Origin of the sequence: Rahnella laticis (assembly GCF_015644585.1) — a bacterium.
Lineage (GTDB): Bacteria > Pseudomonadota > Gammaproteobacteria > Enterobacterales > Enterobacteriaceae > Rahnella > Rahnella laticis.
Genome location: NZ_JADOBI010000002.1, coordinates 527,995 through 546,764, shown reverse-complemented (window position 1 = coordinate 546,764; position 18,770 = coordinate 527,995). Strand labels below are relative to the sequence as shown.

At 55.5% G+C, this 18,770-nt stretch carries 11 protein-coding genes; 5 read left to right on the top strand and 6 right to left on the bottom strand.

Annotation, left to right across the window (positions count from 1 at the left end):
* Positions 1-28: 28 nt before the first annotated feature.
* Complete coding sequence (locus IV433_RS05700; protein WP_195813391.1) at positions 29-1,234, bottom strand: CynX/NimT family MFS transporter; 1,206 nt, start codon at positions 1,232-1,234, stop codon at positions 29-31.
* A gap of 306 nt (positions 1,235-1,540) precedes the next feature.
* Between IV433_RS05700 and IV433_RS05695 the strand changes: the two genes are divergently transcribed.
* Positions 1,541-10,081, top strand: coding sequence for a GH36-type glycosyl hydrolase domain-containing protein (locus tag IV433_RS05695; RefSeq protein ID WP_370530243.1), 8,541 nt, complete (start codon positions 1,541-1,543; stop codon positions 10,079-10,081).
* A 180-nt stretch (positions 10,082-10,261) separates the two neighbouring features.
* Positions 10,262-10,780, top strand: a complete 519-nt coding sequence (locus IV433_RS05690) for a hypothetical protein (RefSeq protein ID WP_229893226.1) — start codon at positions 10,262-10,264, stop codon at positions 10,778-10,780.
* A 7-nt stretch (positions 10,781-10,787) separates the two neighbouring features.
* Here IV433_RS05690 and IV433_RS05685 read toward each other — a convergent pair whose 3' ends face one another.
* Entirely contained in the window at positions 10,788-11,435 is a 648-nt protein-coding gene (locus IV433_RS05685; protein WP_195813390.1) for a hypothetical protein, read from the bottom strand.
* Positions 11,436-11,607: 172 nt separating this feature from the next.
* Between IV433_RS05685 and IV433_RS05680 the strand changes: the two genes are divergently transcribed.
* The 3 genes from IV433_RS05680 to IV433_RS05670 are packed head-to-tail and all read left to right on the top strand — an operon-like array spanning position 11,608 to position 13,012.
* Positions 11,608-11,931 carry an antibiotic biosynthesis monooxygenase family protein gene (locus IV433_RS05680; RefSeq protein ID WP_195813389.1) on the top strand — a complete coding sequence of 108 codons (324 nt, stop codon included), beginning with the start codon at positions 11,608-11,610 and terminating at the stop codon, positions 11,929-11,931.
* Positions 11,924-12,316, top strand: coding sequence for an amino acid-binding protein (locus IV433_RS05675; RefSeq protein ID WP_195813388.1), 393 nt, complete (start codon positions 11,924-11,926; stop codon positions 12,314-12,316). The genes IV433_RS05680 and IV433_RS05675 overlap by 8 nt, the downstream gene beginning before the upstream one ends.
* A gap of 36 nt (positions 12,317-12,352) precedes the next feature.
* Entirely contained in the window at positions 12,353-13,012 is a 660-nt protein-coding gene (locus tag IV433_RS05670) for an ArsR/SmtB family transcription factor (protein WP_255533962.1), read from the top strand.
* A 52-nt stretch (positions 13,013-13,064) separates the two neighbouring features.
* Here IV433_RS05670 and IV433_RS05665 read toward each other — a convergent pair whose 3' ends face one another.
* The 4 genes from IV433_RS05665 to IV433_RS05650 form a co-directional block, all read right to left on the bottom strand.
* A complete protein-coding gene (locus IV433_RS05665; protein WP_195813386.1) occupies positions 13,065-14,093 on the bottom strand; it encodes a substrate-binding domain-containing protein in 1,029 nt (342 codons plus the stop codon).
* Positions 14,094-14,123: 30 nt separating this feature from the next.
* The gene (locus IV433_RS05660) at positions 14,124-15,533 is read right to left on the bottom strand and encodes a sucrose-6-phosphate hydrolase (RefSeq protein ID WP_195813535.1); all 1,410 of its coding nucleotides are present in this window, start codon (positions 15,531-15,533) and stop codon (positions 14,124-14,126) included.
* Positions 15,533-16,903 (bottom strand): sucrose-specific PTS transporter subunit IIBC, encoded by a 1,371-nt coding sequence (locus IV433_RS05655; protein WP_195813385.1) that lies wholly within the window; start codon positions 16,901-16,903, stop codon positions 15,533-15,535. The genes IV433_RS05660 and IV433_RS05655 overlap by 1 nt, the downstream gene beginning before the upstream one ends.
* A gap of 75 nt (positions 16,904-16,978) precedes the next feature.
* Positions 16,979-18,559 (bottom strand): carbohydrate porin, encoded by a 1,581-nt coding sequence (locus tag IV433_RS05650; RefSeq protein ID WP_195813384.1) that lies wholly within the window; start codon positions 18,557-18,559, stop codon positions 16,979-16,981.
* Positions 18,560-18,770: the final 211 nt, after the last annotated feature.

Sequence of the window (18,770 nt, the reverse complement as noted above, 5' to 3'; positions counted from 1 at the left end):
TTTTTAATAACAAATTTTAGAAGCAACGTTATCCTATCTGTCTGGCGCGCCCTGCCAGCGGGGCAATCACCAGCTGTAGCGCGTTAACTGCCGTCAGCACAATCAAAGGCACCGTCCAGCCGTGGCTGACTTCGTGCAGCATGCCAAAAACTAACGGCCCCAGCGCCGCCACGCCATACCCCACGCATTGCGCCATCCCGGAAAGTGCTGCTGCCTGACGGTGATCGGTCGCCCGCAGATTAAATAACGACAGGCAAATCACCATGGAAGCGCCAGCGCCAAGACCGGCAATAACCAGCCACAGTAAGGGCAGAGCAGGGAAGACCAGCAGCCCCGCTAATCCGGTGAAAATGGCCAGCGAGGCGATGAAACTGATCCCGCGCTGATCGCGGTATTTTTTCAGCGCCGACATGCAGACCAGATTGGCCACAATCGCCACCGCCTGGTAGGCAAATAACATCCAGCCCGCGCTTTCCTGGCTGATGCCGTGTGAACTGGCGTAGGGCGTGAACCAGTCGATCAGGGTGTAAAAAACCATCGACTGAAGCGCCATAAACAATGAAACCTGCCAGCCCAGCATGGATTTCCACGGCGATCTCAACCGGCCAGAAGCCGCCTGCTGATGCGGTAATTCACGCGGTTGCGCATTTTTCAGCAGCGGCAGCCAGGCGACGGTGGCGATAAGGGCGGGGACAATCCAGATGCCGAGCGAAAGTTTCCAGCCAAAGCCGCTGACGTGCTGCAAAGGGGCCGCGATGCCGGAGGCAAGACTGGCAGTAATCGCCATGGTTGAAGCATACAGGCCAATATATTTGGCGGTATGCTGTTTGAAATCGCGCTTTATTAACGGCGGAAGCAGCACGTTTGCCGCAGCAATCCCGGTGCTGAGGATCACGGTTCCGGCCCACAGGCCGCTGGCATACGGTGTCACGCGCACCACAGAACCCAGCGTGATCAGGCAAACCGCGACCCATAAACTTTTCTCCAGCCCGGCTTTGTTTCCCGCCCACGAAGCCAGCGGCGCAACAGCCGCAAACAGGAACAGAGGAATAAAATTGAGCAGCCCGGCGGCTGAAGCACTCAGGCCAAACGTCGCGCAAATATCTGCCAGAACCGGACCGGTAGCGGTGATCGGAGAACGTAAATTCGCTGCCGTCAGCAGGATAAGAAACAGGAAAAAAGCAGAATTAGAAATAAACGAAGGACGCGCCGACGACGTCTGAGGCTGAGTCATAGATACACCGCACATTGAGCAGGATTATCCTGCAGAAAGTGCGTTGGTTGACGTTAACGCTTACGCAAAAGGGAGGGCACCCTGATGTCTGGCGGCGATATTACACAGAGATGTCCGGCCTGTAAATATGTTGTGACGCGGAAAATAAACCGGTGAAGCCCCGTAAAACGACTAGTATGAAAGGTGTTACCCGCAAAGGGTATTAAGCCGTTCTGCCTCCCTGACCTTTGTCCTTTCTTCTTTCTACGTGAACTCTTATTGCAGCTCAGGCAACTGCCTTCTCGGGTCCGCGTAAGGTATGTTGATGTGAAAAAAACTGTCATTAACTGGTTCAAAAGCAAACGCGCACCGCCTGTTATCTCCCTCACGCGGCGTCACCGCGCCAGCGCGCTGGAGCAACCGGTACCGATCCGCACGGAGCTTTTCTCGGCTGATCAGATGGAACGCTACGGCGGAAAACTGGCACTCTCGCACAAACTCTCTGGTAAAAAACTCCCGTATTACCTGCTTAAACGCCTCGATGATAATGAAAAAGTCCTGACCCGAAGTTGTCTGATTTTAAGCAATGGAGAGAAAGCGAGCATCACGCCCGCCGGTGAATGGCTGCTCGATAACTTTTATCTGATTGAAGAACAAATCCGCCTGGTACGTCAGTTGCTGCCGAAAAACTTCGGTAAAGGCCTGCCGCCGCTCGGCGCTCCGCATTTCTGCCCGCGTATTTATGACATCGCCACGGAAGTCGTCAGCCACAGCGACGGGCTGCTGGATATCACCACGCTCACCCGTTTTTTCACCACCTACCAGAGCGTGAAACCGCTGACGCTCGGTGAGCTGTGGGCATTTCCCGGCATGCTGCGGCTGGCGCTGATCGAGAATCTGCGCCGCGTCAGCATTGAAGTGGCGAATGCCCAGCAGGAACGCAATCTGGCCGATTACTGGGTCAATAAATTGCAGGACAGCGCCGAAAACGATCCGTCCGGTCAGATCATTATTATCGCCGATATGGCGCGCACCAATCCGCCGCGCACCAGCGCGTTTGTCGCCGAACTGGTGCGCCGCTTACAGGGGCATGGTTCGATGCTGGCACTGCCGCTGACCTGGGTGGAACAACGCCTGAGCGAAGTCGGGCTGACGCAGCGTGAAGTGATCGACAAGTTTAACCAGCAGCTGGCCGCTAATCAGCTTTCTGTCAGCAACAGCATTATGGGTTTACGTCAGCTGACCGAAATGGACTGGGCTGATTTTGCCGAAAATCTCAGCGTGGTGGAGCAGACGTTGCAGGGCGATCCGGCCGGAGTTTATCCGCTGATGCATTTTGATACCCGCGACAATTACCGCCATCAGATTGAACGTCTTTCGCGCAATTCCCGTCATGACGAAGCCTTTGTCGCCGCCCGCGCCGTGGCGCTGGCCCGCGAAGCAACCGGTTCTTATCAGCAACAACACGTCGGCTACTATCTGATTGATGCCGGGCGTAAAACGCTGGAGAAAGATCTCAACGCCCGTTTTTCCCTGATCACCCGCCTGCGCGCCAGACTGAGCCAGACGCCCCTGCTTTCGTGGCTCGGCAGTCTGTTGCTGCTGACCACCGCCGTTACCGCTGATGCGCTTTACCGCTCGGCGCATCCGGCGCTGCACTGGCTCTGGTGGGCGCTGCTGATCCCCGTTGTGCTGGTCGCCAGCCAGTTCGCACTGAATCTGCTCAGTGAAATCACCACCCGCAGCCGCACGCCGCAGCCGTTGCCGCGTCTGGAATTCGCCGGTGGGATCCCGGAAAACGCCAGTACGCTGGTGGTCATTCCCTGTCTGCTGGGCAGTCAGAAAAATATCGATGCGCTGATCAACAGCCTCGAGGTGTGTTATCTCGGCAACATGCTCGCGCACCTGAATTTCGCGCTGCTGAGTGATTTCCATGACAGCGATAAACGCGACAATCCTGAAAATGACGCGCTGCTGGTTTACGCCACCCGCCAGATCCAGTCACTCAACCGCCGTTATCCCGCCACGCAGGGCGCGCGGTTTACGCTGTTGCATCGCGAGAGTGAACTGAATACGGCGCAGGGCGTGTGGATGGGGTATGAGCGTAAGCGCGGCAAGCTGAACGCGCTGAACCGCTGGCTGCGCGATGAAGGCCAGCCGTTCTCGCTGATTGAAGGCAGCACGCAGGAACATCTGCGGCAGGTGAAATACGTGATTACACTCGACAGCGACACGGTTCTGCCGCGTGCGACGGCGCATCAGCTGGTGGCCGCGATGGCGCATCCGCTGAATCATCCGGTGTACAACGAAAAGCTTCAGCGGGTGGTTTCCGGTTACGCCATTCTCCAGCCACGGCTGGCGGAAGAAATCCCGGAGAACGGCCAGGGACGTTATGCCGCGTTATGCAGCAGCGTGCCGGGAAACGATCCGTACTCGTCCATGTCGTCCGATATCTATCAGGACTTATTCGGCGAAGGTTCGTTTGTCGGCAAAGGCATTTACGACGTGGATGTTTTCATCCAGGCCACAGAAAACACTTGCCCGGAAAATCTGGTGCTAAGCCATGACTTGCTGGAAGGCTGTTACGCCCGCTCCGGAATGCTCAGCGATGTGGTGTTATACGAGCAATATCCTGACCATTATCTGGCGGATGTGGCGCGTAAAACCCGCTGGATCCGCGGTGACTGGCAGCTTCTGAACTGGCTGGGACTACGGGTGACGCAGGAAGACGGCCAGCGCGCCCGCAATCCGCTGACCCTGCTTTCACGCTGGAAACTGTTTGATAACCTGCGCCGCAGTCTGGTCGCGCCTGCCTTATTAATCCTCATTTTCAGCACGCTGATTCTGGTGCCCAACAAGCTTTACTGGTTTGGCTTTATCAGCTTTATGTTGCTGTTCCCCGCGCTCGTTGCGCTGGTGCTGGATTTGTTCAATAAAGGCCCGCGACGCGCGCTGATCCCGCATCTGAAAAGCGTGTTTACGGCAACCGTCAGCCGGGTTTCGCGTATTTTTCTGCACCTGATGACCCTGCCGCACGAAGCGGTTTACTCCGTACAGGCAATTTTGCTGACGCTGTGGCGGCTGAACGTCAGCCATCGCAAACTACACGAATGGGCGAGCGTGAGTATTGGCGCGCAAAGCCGGGCGCATTCGCCGGAGTATTTTTATCGCCGGATGTGGGCCAACCCGCTGGTCGGTGTGGCGGTGATCTTAGTGGCGGCGTATTCCCATCTGCCGCTGCTGGCGTTCGCACTGCCGCTGGGCATTCTGTGGTTTCTCGCGCCGCGCATTCTGTGCTGGCTCAGCCAGCCCGCAAAACGCGAGATGCCGGATCTCAATGTCCTGCAACACGCTTTCCTGCGCCAGACAGCACGCCAGACCTGGGCTTTCTTCGAAGATTTCGTCACTGAAACCGAAAACTGGCTGCCGCCGGATAACTTCCAGGAAATCCCGCAGCCCACGATTGCGCACCGCACGTCACCCACCAATATCGGCCTTTCTTTGCTGGCCAATATTACCGCGTGGGATTTCGGCTATCTCACGCAAAAAGAGGTGCTCGAACGTACCAGCCTGACGCTGGATACGCTCGACAAGCTCGAACATTATCGCGGCCATCTTTATAACTGGTACGACACGCGCACGCTGGAACCGCTGAATCCGCGCTACATTTCCAGCGTGGACAGCGGCAATCTGGCGGGGCATTTACTGACGCTGAGCACCGGTTTACGGCTGTGGCGCACGCAGCCTGCGGCGGATATCGGGCGGTGGCTGGCCGGGCTGGAAGATACCCTGCAAATGGCCGAAAAGCAGACGCCATCGCCGGGGGTGAACAAACTCCGCCAGTTGATGCCACAAACGTCAGGTACGGAGGCGCTGGATCCTTTGCGGGAAATGCGCGCGCTGATCACGCCTGCCGATGGCGTCTGGCTGCAACGTCTGGCCGCACAAATTGACGCAGGTCTGGAAGAGTGGACCGAGTTTTATGGTGCGTTTACGCCGGAAGTGCAAAGCGGCGTCCTGCCTTCGCTGCAATGGCTGGCGCAACAGGATGCACGAAAGGAGCCGGGTTTATCCCGCACGATCGGGCTGGCGCGTCAGCGACTGGACATCATCAGTGAGCTGGAAAAACGCCTGAACGACCATGCGCGCATGGATTTCCAGTTCCTGTATGACAAAAACACGCATCTGCTGACCGTCGGCTATAACTGCGAAGCGCATAAAATGGACAGCGGGAAATACGATCTGCTGCCGTCGGAAATCCGCCTCACCAATTACGTCACCATTGCCACCAATCAGCTGCCGCAAAAAAGCTGGTTCGCGCTGGGCCGGTTATTCACGGTGATCGACAAACAACCGTCGCTGATGTCGTGGAGCGGCTCGATGTTTGAATACCTGATGCCACAACTGGTCATGCCTGCGTATCCGGACACGCTGCTGGTACAGATGTGCCAGACCGCCGTTGACCGGCAAATTGCCTGGGGCAGGGAGAACAAGGTGCCGTGGGGGATTTCTGAATCCGCCTATGCAGCGTTTGATCTCAACCAGAATTATCAGTATCACGCGTTTGGCGTGCCCGGCCTCGGGCTGAAACGCGGGCTTGCCGAAGACATGGTCGTCGCGCCTTACGCCACGCTGATGGCGCTGATGATCCGGCCACAGGAAGCCTGTCTCAATCTGGCTGAGCTGGAAAACCGCGGTGCACGCGGGGAATACGGCTTTTATGATGCGCTTGATTACACGCCGTCGCGCCTGATCCGCGGGCAGATTTACATCGTGGTGCGCTCGTACATGGCTCACCATCAGGGCATGGGTTTTCTGGCGCTGGCGAATGTGCTGCTCGGTGCGCCCATGAACGCGCGCTTTGCGGCGAATGCGGCATTCCAGTCTGCACGCCTGTTGTTGCAGGAGCGCGTGCCGGACGCCGTGGAGCTTTACAGCCCGCGCCGTCATTTCGAATCCCACGACAGCACGCTGCAAAAAGTGAATATCGAGCTGCGCGAATTCAGCAACGCCGACAGCCCGGCGCCTGAAGTTCAGCTGCTTTCCAATACGAATTATCATCTGATGGTGACGCAGGCGGGTGGCAGCGTCAGCCGCTGGAAAGACCTGACGCTGACCCGCTGGCGGGAAGATGCGACGCGCGATCACCGGGGTATTTTCTGTTATCTGAGTGATCCGGAATCCGGCACCGTGACCAGCAATACATGGCAGCCGCTCGGCAAACAAAAGGGCACGTATCACGCCGTGCTGACCGATGCCGGTGCCGAGTTCCGCCGCACGCACGGTTCGCTGACGATGCAAACACATATCGTGGTGTCACCGGAAGATGATGTCGAAATCCGCCGGATGACGGTCACACATCATGGCCGCCATGCCCGTGAGCTGGAAATTACCACCTATGCCGAAGTCGTACTGGCACCGGCAGCCAATGACGCGGCGCATCCGGCGTTCAGCAATCTGTTTGTGCAGACTGAACTGATGCCCGCGCAGGAAGGCATTCTGTGTCATCGCCGCCCGCGCGAGCCGGAAGAACAGTGCCCGTGGATGTTCCATATGATGGCGATCCACGGTTCCGTCGAGCGGGAAACATCATTTGAAACTGACCGCGCGCAGTTTATCGGGCGCGGCAATACGGCCTCAAACCCGCAGGCATTACGCCGTGCCGGGGCGCTCAGTAACAGCGCCGGAGCGGTGCTGGATCCGGTGATGGCAATCCGCCAGCGCATCCGCCTGAAACCCGGCGTGCCGGTCATCATTGATATGGTTTACGGAATTGCGGACACCCGTCTGCAAAGTCTGGGGTTGCTGGAAAAATACCGCGATCACCATATTGCTGATCGGGTATTCGAAATCACCTGGTCGCACAGTCAGGTGGTGCTGCGCCAGCTGAATGCCACCGAGGAAGACGCGGGGCTGTTTAACCGGCTGGCCGGGGCCATTCTCTTCGCCAGTCAGGAAATGCGTGGCGATGCGCAGGCGGTCAGCGCTAACCGTCGCGGGCAATCCGGCCTGTGGGGGCAATCACTTTCCGGCGACCTGCCGGTGGTTCTGCTGACCATGACCAGCAATGAAAATATCGGGCTGGTGACGCTGCTGATCCGTGCGCACCATTACTGGCGGCTGAAAGGGCTGAAAGTCGATCTGGTGATTATGTGTAATGATTCCGGCGGCTACCAGCAGGCGCTGCAAAACCAGATCCTCGGTCTGGTGGCATCCGGCGCGGGGTCCAGCCAGACCGATATTCCGGGCGGCATTTTTGTGCGTAATGGCGAACAGATGACGCAGGATGACCGCACGCTGCTGATGAGCGTCGCCCGCGTGGTGATCGACGACCGCCGCGGGTCGCTGGCCGATCAGCTGAATCAGCGCATGCAACCACCGCATGTTTCGCTGCCCGCTTTACTGCCGGTACGCACGCTAAACGACAGTCAGCCGGTCACTTCTCCTCCACGCGATCTGACGTATTTCAACGGACTGGGTGGATTCTCACCGGACGGGCGCGAGTATCAGATAGTCCTCAACGACGGAGAAAATACGCCTGCGCCGTGGTCGAACGTGCTCGCGAATGCGGATTTTGGCTCGGTAATTTCAGAAAGTGGTCAGGCTTATACCTGGTATGAAAATGCCCATGAATACCGCCTGACGCCGTGGGAAAACGACCCGGTCAGCGACAGTTCCGGCGAAGCGTTTTATCTGCGCGATGAAGAGACCGGCAGCGTCTGGTCTCCGGCACCTTTGCCGGTGCGCGGCCCCGGCGGCTACGTGACGCGTCACAGTTTTGGCTACAGCGTTTTCGAGCATACCGAACGGGGGATCAGCAGCGAAATGACGGTGCTGGTCGCTGAGCACGCGCCGGTCAAGCTGATCATGATGACGCTGACCAACGTTTCCGGCAGGCCGCGCAGGCTTTCGGTGACCGGTTATGTCGAGTGGGTGATGGCCGATTTGCGGGTGAAATCAGCCATGCATATTGTCACCTCGGCGGCGCACGTCGTGCAGGGCTGCGGCGTGCTGGCGACCAATCATTACACCAGCAACGGCTCACCGCGAACGGCCTTTTTTGCCGTGACCGGCGCACATTGTTCCGTAAGCGGCGACCGCCGTGAATTCCTCGGCAGAACCGGTTCCGCCGCATCCCCCGCTGCAATGAAAACGCAGCGCCTGTCGGATAAAACCGGTGCAATGCTTGATCCTTGCGGCGCGGTGCAGTCAGCAACCACGCTGATTGACGGCGATCAGCGCACCTTTATTTTTGCACTGGGTCTGGGGCAAAACGCCGGAGACGCCGAAGCGCTGATCCATCAGTTCTTCCAGGAAGGCGCCGCGCAGGCCGAGCTGGATCGCGTTCATCATCACTGGCATCAGGTGCTGGATAAAATTCAGATCACCACGCCGGATAAATCCGTCGATTTGCTGACTAACGGCTGGCTGATTTATCAGACCCTCGCCAGCCGCATACTGGCGCGCAGCGGCTATTATCAGTCCGGCGGTGCGTTTGGTTTCCGCGATCAGTTGCAGGATACGCTGGCGCTGACGCATGCCGCGCCACAACGCATGCGCGAACAGATCCTGCTGTGCGCCTCACGGCAGTTTATTGAAGGCGACGTCCAGCACTGGTGGCATCCGCCGACTGGCAATGGCGTCCGCACGCGTTGCTCGGACGATTATCTGTGGCTGCCGCTGGCAATCAGTCATTACATTGCCGTAACCGGCGATGGCGCAGTGGCGGAAGAAATCGTGCCGTACCTCGAATCGCGTCTGCTGGCTCCCGGCGAGGAATCTTTCTATGAACAACCGGTGGTCAGCAACACGCAGGAAACCCTGTGGGCGCACGGCGTCCGCGCACTGAAATACGGGCTGAAGATGGGCGAACACGGCCTGCCACTGATGGGCGCGGGCGACTGGAATGACGGCATGAATCTGGTCGGGCTGGGCGGGCGCGGCGAAAGTGTCTGGCTGGGCTTCTTCCTCTATGACGTTCTGCAACGTTATGGCGCGCTGGCGGAAGAACGTCAGGACGCGGAGGTCGCCACGCTTTGCCGCGAACACTCTGCGCGGCTCAGACAAAATCTCAACGATCACGCCTGGGACGGCGAATGGTATTTGCGCGGCTATTTTGACGACGGGCAAACGCTGGGTTCACATCTGAATAGCGAATGTCAGATTGACGCCATCGCCCAAAGCTGGTCGGTGCTTTCCGGTGCGGGCACGCCTGAACGCACCGCCAGCGCCATGCAGTCGGTGGATAAACATCTGGTCGATAATGACGCGGGTTTAATCAAACTGCTGACGCCGCCTTTCGACGGCAACGGCCCGAACCCCGGATATATTCGCGGTTATCTGCCGGGTGTTCGCGAGAACGGCGGGCAATACACGCACGGCGCGATCTGGGCAGTTATGGCCTTTGCGAAACAGGGCAATATCGAACGCGCGTGGGAACTGATGGCGATGATCAATCCGGTCAATCACAGCCTGACCGCAGAGGCGGTTGGCCGGTACAAAGCCGAACCTTACGTGATCTCCGCTGATATTTATTCGGTCGCCCCGCACAGCGGACGCGGTGGCTGGAGCTGGTATACCGGTTCCGCCGGATGGACGTACCGCCTGATCACCGAATCGTTGCTGGGTATCACGCGCAAAGGCGACACCATTTCCATTCACAGCCAGCTGCCGGAAAACTGGCCGGAAATCAGCGTCGCCTGCCAGCAAGGCAGCAGCCGCTATCTGATTAGGGTGTGCAAAAGCACGGAGGAATATCGCGTGACGCTGGACGGCAATCAGCTGGCGAATGACGAGATCCCGCTCACCGATGACGGGCAGGATCATCACGTTATCGTTGAGCTGGGAAGGGCGGATAAAAATGAATAAATGATCTGACTGAATAAATTCCCGGCAACACGCACCGCGTTGTTGCCGGATTTACCGGGGCTTTTTTGTACAAACACAGATCCTGTCTTAGAATAATTTTTATGGGCCTGATCACGCTCATATCAATGATTTAAATTTTTTAGATAAAATTATGTCTTTATAATCAAAGAGATTATCTAAATGATAAAAAATTCAAGCCGGGTTCTGTGTTTCTTTTTACTCCTCGTCGCCGTTGGTCTTCATGCGGATGAAATTAATTTATACTCCTTCAACACCGGTTCTTTTGTTTACCACCTGACCGGTAACTACGGGCAATACAACGAGTTTTTCGATAATAAATTCATGTCGGTAGAACGAAAATTCTCCGAAGACTCCAAATACAGCGCACTGGTCGGCACCATGAACAACAGCTTCGGTGACCGCTGTATTGCGCTCGGGCTGCGCCGCGACTGGATCCAGGGAGATTCCAACTGGGTATTTAAAGGCGTCTACGGTTATACCGGCGAGTTCTTTTTCGACGCCTTCAAACACTGCGGCGATGACGGCTCCTACGAGGACTTCAAAAAAGTCACCGGCATCGGATTTTCCCCGTACATCTACCATGCCATCCAGTACAACTTCACCAGCTATTTCGGCGTAGAGACCGGGATCATCATTCCTTCCGTGTTTGTGGTGAGCGTGCAGTGGAGTTTCAGGTAGCGATGAATTACAGCGGATCGTTTTCCGTCACTTCCTGAATTTTCCATACAGGTTCATTTTGGGAAACAATCCTGTACGTCGTTGACACACTCCAGGTCCCGCCGGTAACAAACTTTCCGAGTGTAACGAAATCAGTCAGTTTTCCGTCCTGACCTTTAAATGCGCGGTGGCCGGTGATGATATAGCCGTCAGAAGATTTCGCAGAGATCAGCCGTCCCATATCATCCGCTTTTAAATCAGGTTCTTTCTGAATAATGGTCTTGTTTAGGTAATGCGTTTTTACTCTGGCGACTTCATCATCACTGATCGCAACTGCCGCTGTTGCCGGGAAATGTTTTACCACATCACTGATCGTCAGGGTTGCAGGCGGCGGATTCACTTCCGTTAAGCCCTGCGCTTTCGCCCAGGTTGTCAGATAGCAATCGGTTAAGGAATTTTGAGCCGTCGACGCAAAACGGTCGGGCATGTTCTCGAAATCAGTGACGGTTTTCCCCGCGCGGCGAAGCGCAATAAAATCCTCGCATGTTGTGACGTTAACGACTGAATTGTCATTCAGCTTAAGCGTGATGGGTGTTGAATCGTCCTGTAATGGTTCGCTGAAAGCACTGGCAGACAGGCAAGCGAGAAAAATTCCGGCGATTAATTCAGTTTTCATCATCCCTCATAAATACGCAGCAAAAGAGGCAAACAGGACATGTACTTTACCCGTCAGCTTTTATTCTGAAAAGTGGGGCAGATAACAACATCAACATTTCGTCCGCCGCCGAAGTGTCACCCATTTTTGCATCTTATAGTGGGCTCCGAAGACATTCATACCGGAGCATTTTATGATCGCTGTACTTTTCGAGGCTGACGCCATTCCTGAACAACAGGACCGCTACTTTGAGCTGGCCGCAGAGCTAAAACCTCTGCTGGACGACGTTGAGGGTTTTATTTCTATTGAACGTTTTCAGAGCCTGAGTACACCGGGAAAAATTTTGTCGCTGTCATGGTGGGAAAATGAAGAATCGGTGCTGGCGTGGAAAAAGAATCTGAAGCATCAGGCCGCACAATCCGAGGGGCGGAACTCTGTTTTCTCTTTTTACCGGATCCGCGTTGTTGAGGTTCTCAGGGACTATTCATCTGAAAAAGGAGGTTATTCGCATGTATGATATTCACGTTATTCTCCGCAATGCGCCCGGTGAGCTGGCGCGTCTCGGTTCTGTCCTCGGCAAAAATGGCGTCGGCCTGGAAGGCGGCGGTGTGTTTACGGCAGGCGATGAAAGCCATGCGCATTTCCTGGTTGAAGACGGCGAGCGAGCACGCACGGTGCTGACGGCGGCCGGGCTGGACGTCCGGCAGGTCACAAAGCCGGTTATCAGAAAGCTGAAACAGGAACGCCCCGGAGAACTGGGTGCCATTGCCGCTGTCATCGCGCAGAACGGTATTAACATATTGGTGCAGTACAGCGATCACGATAACCGGCTGATTTTGCTTACCGATAACAATATATTGGCCACAGAGGTGACAGCAGAATGGGACGTACCGGCTGAATGAGTTTACCCAACGGATGATGACGGATTACAGCTTGAGCTGTCGTTATCCGCGGTTGCTTCGGCCATTGCTGACCCTTCGCGGGTCAGCATGCTTTGCGCGCTGATGGATGGCCGCGCGTGGACCGCGACAGAGCTGAGTTCAGTCGCCAATATTGCGGCGTCCACCGCCAGCGCGCACCTGACCAAACTCCTCAACAGCGATTTAATTACCTGCCTTTCGCAGGGAAGACACCGTTATTACCGGCTGGCTGGCAGCGATGTCGCCCATCTTCTGGAAACCCTGATGGGAATTTCCATGAAATCCATGAAATCGCCGCAGCCCAAAACGCCGGTACATTTGCGCGTCGCGCGAACCTGTTATGACCATCTGGCAGGAAAAATCGCGGTCGGGATTTACGAATTCATGCGTGACGAAGGCTGGCTGGAACCTGACGGTAATGCGCTGACGCCCGACGGAAAGCAGCATTTTGAAGATTTAGGCGCCATTCTGAACCCGAACACCCGGCGCAAAAGCAGCTGCGCGTGTCTCGACTGGAGCGAGCGACGTTTCCATCTCGGGGGCGATTCCGGTGCGGCTTTACTGGCCGCTTTTGAGCGAAAAGGGTGGCTGAACAGAACGCCGGGTTATCGCGAAGTCACGTTTACTGAAGAAGGGAAAAGGGCGTTTTTACGTATTTTCCGCATTGATGTGAAGTGATGAGTTCAGGCGCATTCCTCAGGTCAACAGATTCATGCGCGCAGGATGATATTCAGTTTGTGGTTTCCGCAGAATCTGGATGCCGCCAGTGAAGTTTCGGCGCTAAATAACTTTGAACCTGCTCAGTCGGCTGTTCATTGATCAGGCTGATAATCATGTCAAAACAATGAATTGCCAGCGCTTTGCAATCCTGCGCCACGGTATCAATCTTCACCGTGAGTGAGTCATAAAGATAGTGATCGTCAAAACTGCACAGATGAATATCGCTCCCGAGCAGTTTGTGCTGGCTCATATAGCGCAATACCCCTTCCATCAGCCCGCAGGACGCGACATACAGCGCTTTGGGCGGACGCCCGAGCCGGGCACAAAGATTGGCAAACATTTCATAACCTGAGCTGGGATGATAATTACCGTACATAATCCACTCAGGATTCAGGCTGACACCCGCACGCTCAAGCCCCAGCTGATAACCGGCAAGACGGTCGCGCGTGGGAGAAATGCGTGGCTGGCCACCGAGAAAATAAAATTCATCCGGATGCTTTTTTGCCACCCGTGCGACCAGTTCAGCCGAGGATTCGATGGCTTCGCACACGACCAGTGGCAATTGCGTTTCCTGCAAATGACGGTCAAACAGAACCACCGGTAACTGCTGGCTGATTTTCACATATTCCGCATCGCTGAGCATACTGGACGCTACGATCAGTCCGTCGACCTGGCGCTGGATAAGGTTGTTCACCACCATGGTTTCCTGACTGGTGTTCTCATCCGTGCAGGCAATCAGCAGTTGCATACCGTTCTCGCGGCAGAGCGTTTCAAGCTCGTTGGAACAGGCCGCAAAACCGTAGTTGGTCATTTCCGGGACAACCAGACCCAGCGTGAAGCTGCGGGTGACGTTAAGTGAACGGGCGTGGATACTGGGCTGATAATGCTGCTCGGCGGCCACCGCAAGCACGCGATCGCGCGTCGTATCGGAGATGCGAAACTTCTTGCTGTGTCCGTTAAGAACCTGGCTGGCAGTCGATTTCGACACGCCAGCCAGCTCTGCTATGCCACTGATAGTGATGCGTTTGGTCTTTTTCACTGCGCCATATTCTGTTGTCCGGAAAGGCTTTTATTCTAACACGCAATCGGCTAACAGCCAGTGGCGCAGCGCAATCGGGTAATGACCGCTGAAGTTTAATCTGGCCGGTAATACAGGGAAATAGCGTGAAGTCATCACCGCTTCGCCGTCGTTGATGAAAATCTCAATGCTGGAACTGTCACACAGCACCGTCAGTTTGCGTAACGAACCGTGCCAGACACGTTCTTCCGGCAATCCGGTGCGCCGGTTTTTGCGCGTCAGATGCAGACAATCACCGTCCCATCTCAGCAGCAGGTCTCCGCTAAAATCAGCGCTGAAGGCCTGTACGGTTTCAATTTCCACTTCAGCACGGGTAACATCCCAAACCGGTGCGTCGTCCGCCAGCCCTTGCCACTCCTGCATGTCGCCGCGAAGAGCCTGCAATTCACGGGCAGGGCGCTGAATAATTTCACCGGCCACAAGCGTCAGTTCGCGCGGGCAGGTCAGGGTATGCAGCCAGCCGTTTTCTACCGTTGGCTGATAAAACTCATCGCCGTCCGGGATACCCATCCAGCCGATAAGCAACCGGCGACCATCGTCGGTTTGCGTCGTTTGCGGCGCATAAAACTCAAATCCCAGATCCAGCTCCGTGAATTCACCATGCGGAAACTTCGCTTTTTCAGTATCCAGATGCCCGACAAAATAGCCCGACTGGAAGGTATTCAGATAACGGTCGGCTTGCGCAGGCAGACCTTGCGGACAGCAAATCAGCACGTCCTGACCGTCCAGTCTGAATAAGTCCGGGCACTCCCACATGTAACCGAAATCCCCTAATCCGTTCAGATTTGATCCGGCAATTTCGCCCAGAAATTCCCAGCTGAGCAGGTCGTCAGAGCGGAGCAATAAGACTTTGCCCTGAAGGCTGAGATCTTGCGCGCCCAGCACCATGAACCAGTGGCCGCCTTTTCGCCAGACTTTCGGATCACGCACATGACCGGTATAGCCTTCCGGTAAATCCAGTACCGGGCCGGTTTTATCAAATTCACCTTTCGCATTTTCACGCGCCAGACACTGAAACGCCGTGCGGCTGCCATCAGGGTATTTCACGTTGCCGGTATAGATGAGCGTCAGGTGACCGTGATCGCTGACCGCAGAGCCGGAATAACAGCCGTGGGTTTCGTAGGCTTCCGATGGTGCCAGCGCCAGCGGTTCGTGCCGCCAGTTCAGTAAATCCGCCGAACTCCAGTGCCCCCAGAATTTCGCGCCATGCGCACAGGCCAGCGGATTCCACTGATAGAAAACATGGTAACGGCCTTTATGCTGAATAAATCCGTTCGGATCGTTGAGTAATCCTACCGGTGGCGCAAGATGCCAGCCGGGCCGGTAAGGGTCCGACGCTGCTTTGACCTGCCCTGCAACCACGCTGCGCAGGGCTTGTTTGAGCAAGCTCGTTTCCGTCATCATTCACTCTCCGTTTTGTATTTCAGCAACAACGACAGCAGGAATGCGCTGCCAAAAGCAATCACCAGGCCAATCAGATAGCTGAGGATCGAACTGGCCTGTACGATCGCCAGCCCCGGAATACCGGTCAGGCCGACGGCCGTCATATTCACATGCATCGCCACCACCCAGGCTCCGCCCAGCGCACCACCCGCCAGCGCGGCGAGGAACGGCTTCATGAAACGCAGATTGATCCCGAAAATTGCCGCTTCGGTAATGCCCAGCATGGCCGAGAAGGCCGAAGGCACGGCGATGGCTTTGATTTTGGCATCCTTCGTTTTGAAATAAACCGCCAGACAGGCACCGCCTTGCGCCACGTTCGCCATTGACCAGATCGGCAGCAGGAAGTTAACGCCAATGTTCGGATTCCCCAGCAACCCGGCTTCAATCGCATGGAAACTGTGATGAATCCCGGTGATCACAATCACGGAATATAATCCGCCAAATACCAGCCCGGCGAACCAGCCTGCATGCGCGATCAGCGTGCTGAGCACAAACGAAATTCCGTCACCCAGCGCACGACCGGCGGGGCCGATAATCAGGAACGCGATGAATCCCGAAATGATCACCGTCAGGAACGGCGTGAGGATTAAATCCAGTGCATCAGGGATGATTTTTCGCAGGCGTTTTTCAATGAAACTCATGAACCAGACCGCCAGCAACACCGGAAATACCGTGCCCTGATAGCCGATCATCGCAATTTCAATCCCAAAGAAGTTCATGGTGTGGAAACCGCTAGCAACACCCCAGGCATTGGTCAGCGCAGGGTGAGTCAGAATGCCGCCGAGCGTGGCCCCCAGGAACGGATTACCGCCAAATTCCCGCGCGGCGGTAAAACCAATCAGGATCGGCAGAATGATAAATGCCGCCGAGCTGAACATGTCGAGCATGATAAAAATCGCGCTCTCAGGATTGGCCCAGCCGTAGGTTTTCACCATGCCGAGCAGGCCCATCAGGAGACCGGAAGCGACAATTGCCGGGATAATCGGCACAAAAATGTTGGATAACACGCGGGCAATACGCTGGAACGGATTCAGTTTTTGCGCCGCAATATCCGCCGCTTCAGACTTGCTCGACTCGCTGATGCCCGCCACTTTGATGAACTCGGCGTAAACCTTATTCACCAGACCGGTACCAAAAATAATCTGTATCTGGCCCGCATTGCTGAAACAGCCTTTCACGCCTTCAACTTTTTCTATGGCACTTTTATTGATCAGGCTGTCATCGGCCAGCACCAGACGCAGGCGTGTCGCGCAGTGCGCCGCGCTGGCGATATTGTCTTTGCCGCCGAGTAATGGCAGCAATTCCGTCGCAATTGCATTGATGTTCATTTTGTCCCTTACCATTTTTATTATCGACATCGCCCGGTTTAACCGGGCGCGTCCTGGTGAATCACACCCTGTTTTTTAGAACCAGGTTTCCATCTGGATACCAAAATTCCACTGTCCGCCGGCGGTAAAACCATCCGTGCCGAACGAATCGCTGGAAGAATAGCGGTCGAGCTCTTTGCTCCAGTCCATATAGCTGGCGAAGAAGCGAATTTCCGGGCGGCTCAGCATGTCGCTGATATCGCCCACTTTGAAGGTTGGTGCAAAGGTCAGTTTGTAGAATCCGCCTTTCACTTTGTTGTAATCGTTGTAGCCCTGCGGGTCGAGATCCATGTACTGATAGCTGCCTTCATAGGCCAGTTCAAAGTTTTCGGTGATCCGCTGGATCAGGCGGGTGTTGAAGGTCACCCATTTGTAATCATCGCCGGAGATGTAGCGGTCTTTACTCTGCTGCGCCAGAACGGCAGGGGCGATGCTCCAGTTTTTGCTTAACGGCGTGATCCCGTAAGTTGCCAGGCGCAGCGTGTTGGCGTCACCGGTCAGATGACCGTCTGAACCCAGCGCTTTAACTTCTGCACCCAGGCCATGACCGTAAAGCAGTGCGGTCGTGGATGTCCCGTCGCGCAGCCCGTAGAAGCTGTCCCCGTGGTACGCCAGCATGGTGTGGAAGCCGGTATCGGCGGCATTCGTGATGCCCTGAGTGCCGGTATTTTCGCGATCCTGATTATTTTTGGCGCGCAGGCCGCTGAGCATCCACTGGAAAGGCCCGGCGTAGTTGTTCGCCGTAACAATGTAGTTCTCAATCCGCGTATCGTCTTTGTTCTTATTTTCGAGATCGTCAAAGTTACGCCCGTAAAGTGAGAAGTTACTTTTCAGGTTGTCTCCCCATTTGACGTCATAGATACCGCCACCGGTTCCGGCAAGGAAGATGATGTCGGAATCGAGAAAGTGAATGTCGAAATTATCCCGGTCAAATCGTTTACCCGCCCACAGCGTCGAAGCTTTCCACGGGCCGCTGAACGTCGGCAAAGAGCCTAATTCCACAAACGCCTGGCGGATGTTCAGATCGCTGGTGGCACCGGTCCAGTCGTTATAACTGCGCTGGCCGTCCGCCAGCATGACTTTGTAGCGGGAGGTCGCGCCGCTGGCCATGGTCTGGTTATGTTCCAGATTTAATTCAACGTAGGTGTTGTTTTCGTTGCCCAGACGACCCACCGCACCGCCGGTTTGCCCGGCCGGGGTCACGTACGGGCCACTTTCCGTTGATGTGCCGGAATCATTCATGATCACGCCGGAACGCGCATAACCTGAGAATTTGAAACCTTCAGGTGCACTGCTGGTCTTGTTGTTAATGCTGGCTAACGATTTCGTGCGTTCAGCCACTTCGGCCGTTTTTTGCTGATTTATTTCCGCATTCCTGGCCACCTGACGGGTTTGTTGTTCATTGCTGGCGGTGCGTGTTTCCAGCGTTTTCACCTGTTTTTCTGCTTCAGTGGCGCGGGCTTCGGCTTTGGCGGCGCGGTTCTCGGCGAGTTGCAGTCTTTTCTCCAGAGCATTCAGGCGGGCCTCAATGGCACTCACCGACGTATCCGCTCCCTGCGCGGCGCCTGAAAGAATTAATCCAATAGCAACAGCAAGATAGCGAGGTTTCATCATCATTTTTATCCCTCAGGGTAAGTGTAATTATTATGAGAAAACCATTTTTGCTAAATTGCTAAACTGGTTTTCCAGTGCACAATAATCACCCGCGCCTGATTTAATCAATGATGTTTTACCGTCAGATCCCGTATTTGTGATCCTCTTTGCAAATTATCACTAAACTCGGATAATTCATTTGTACTTGATTAGCTAAACCGGTTCTTCTATTTTA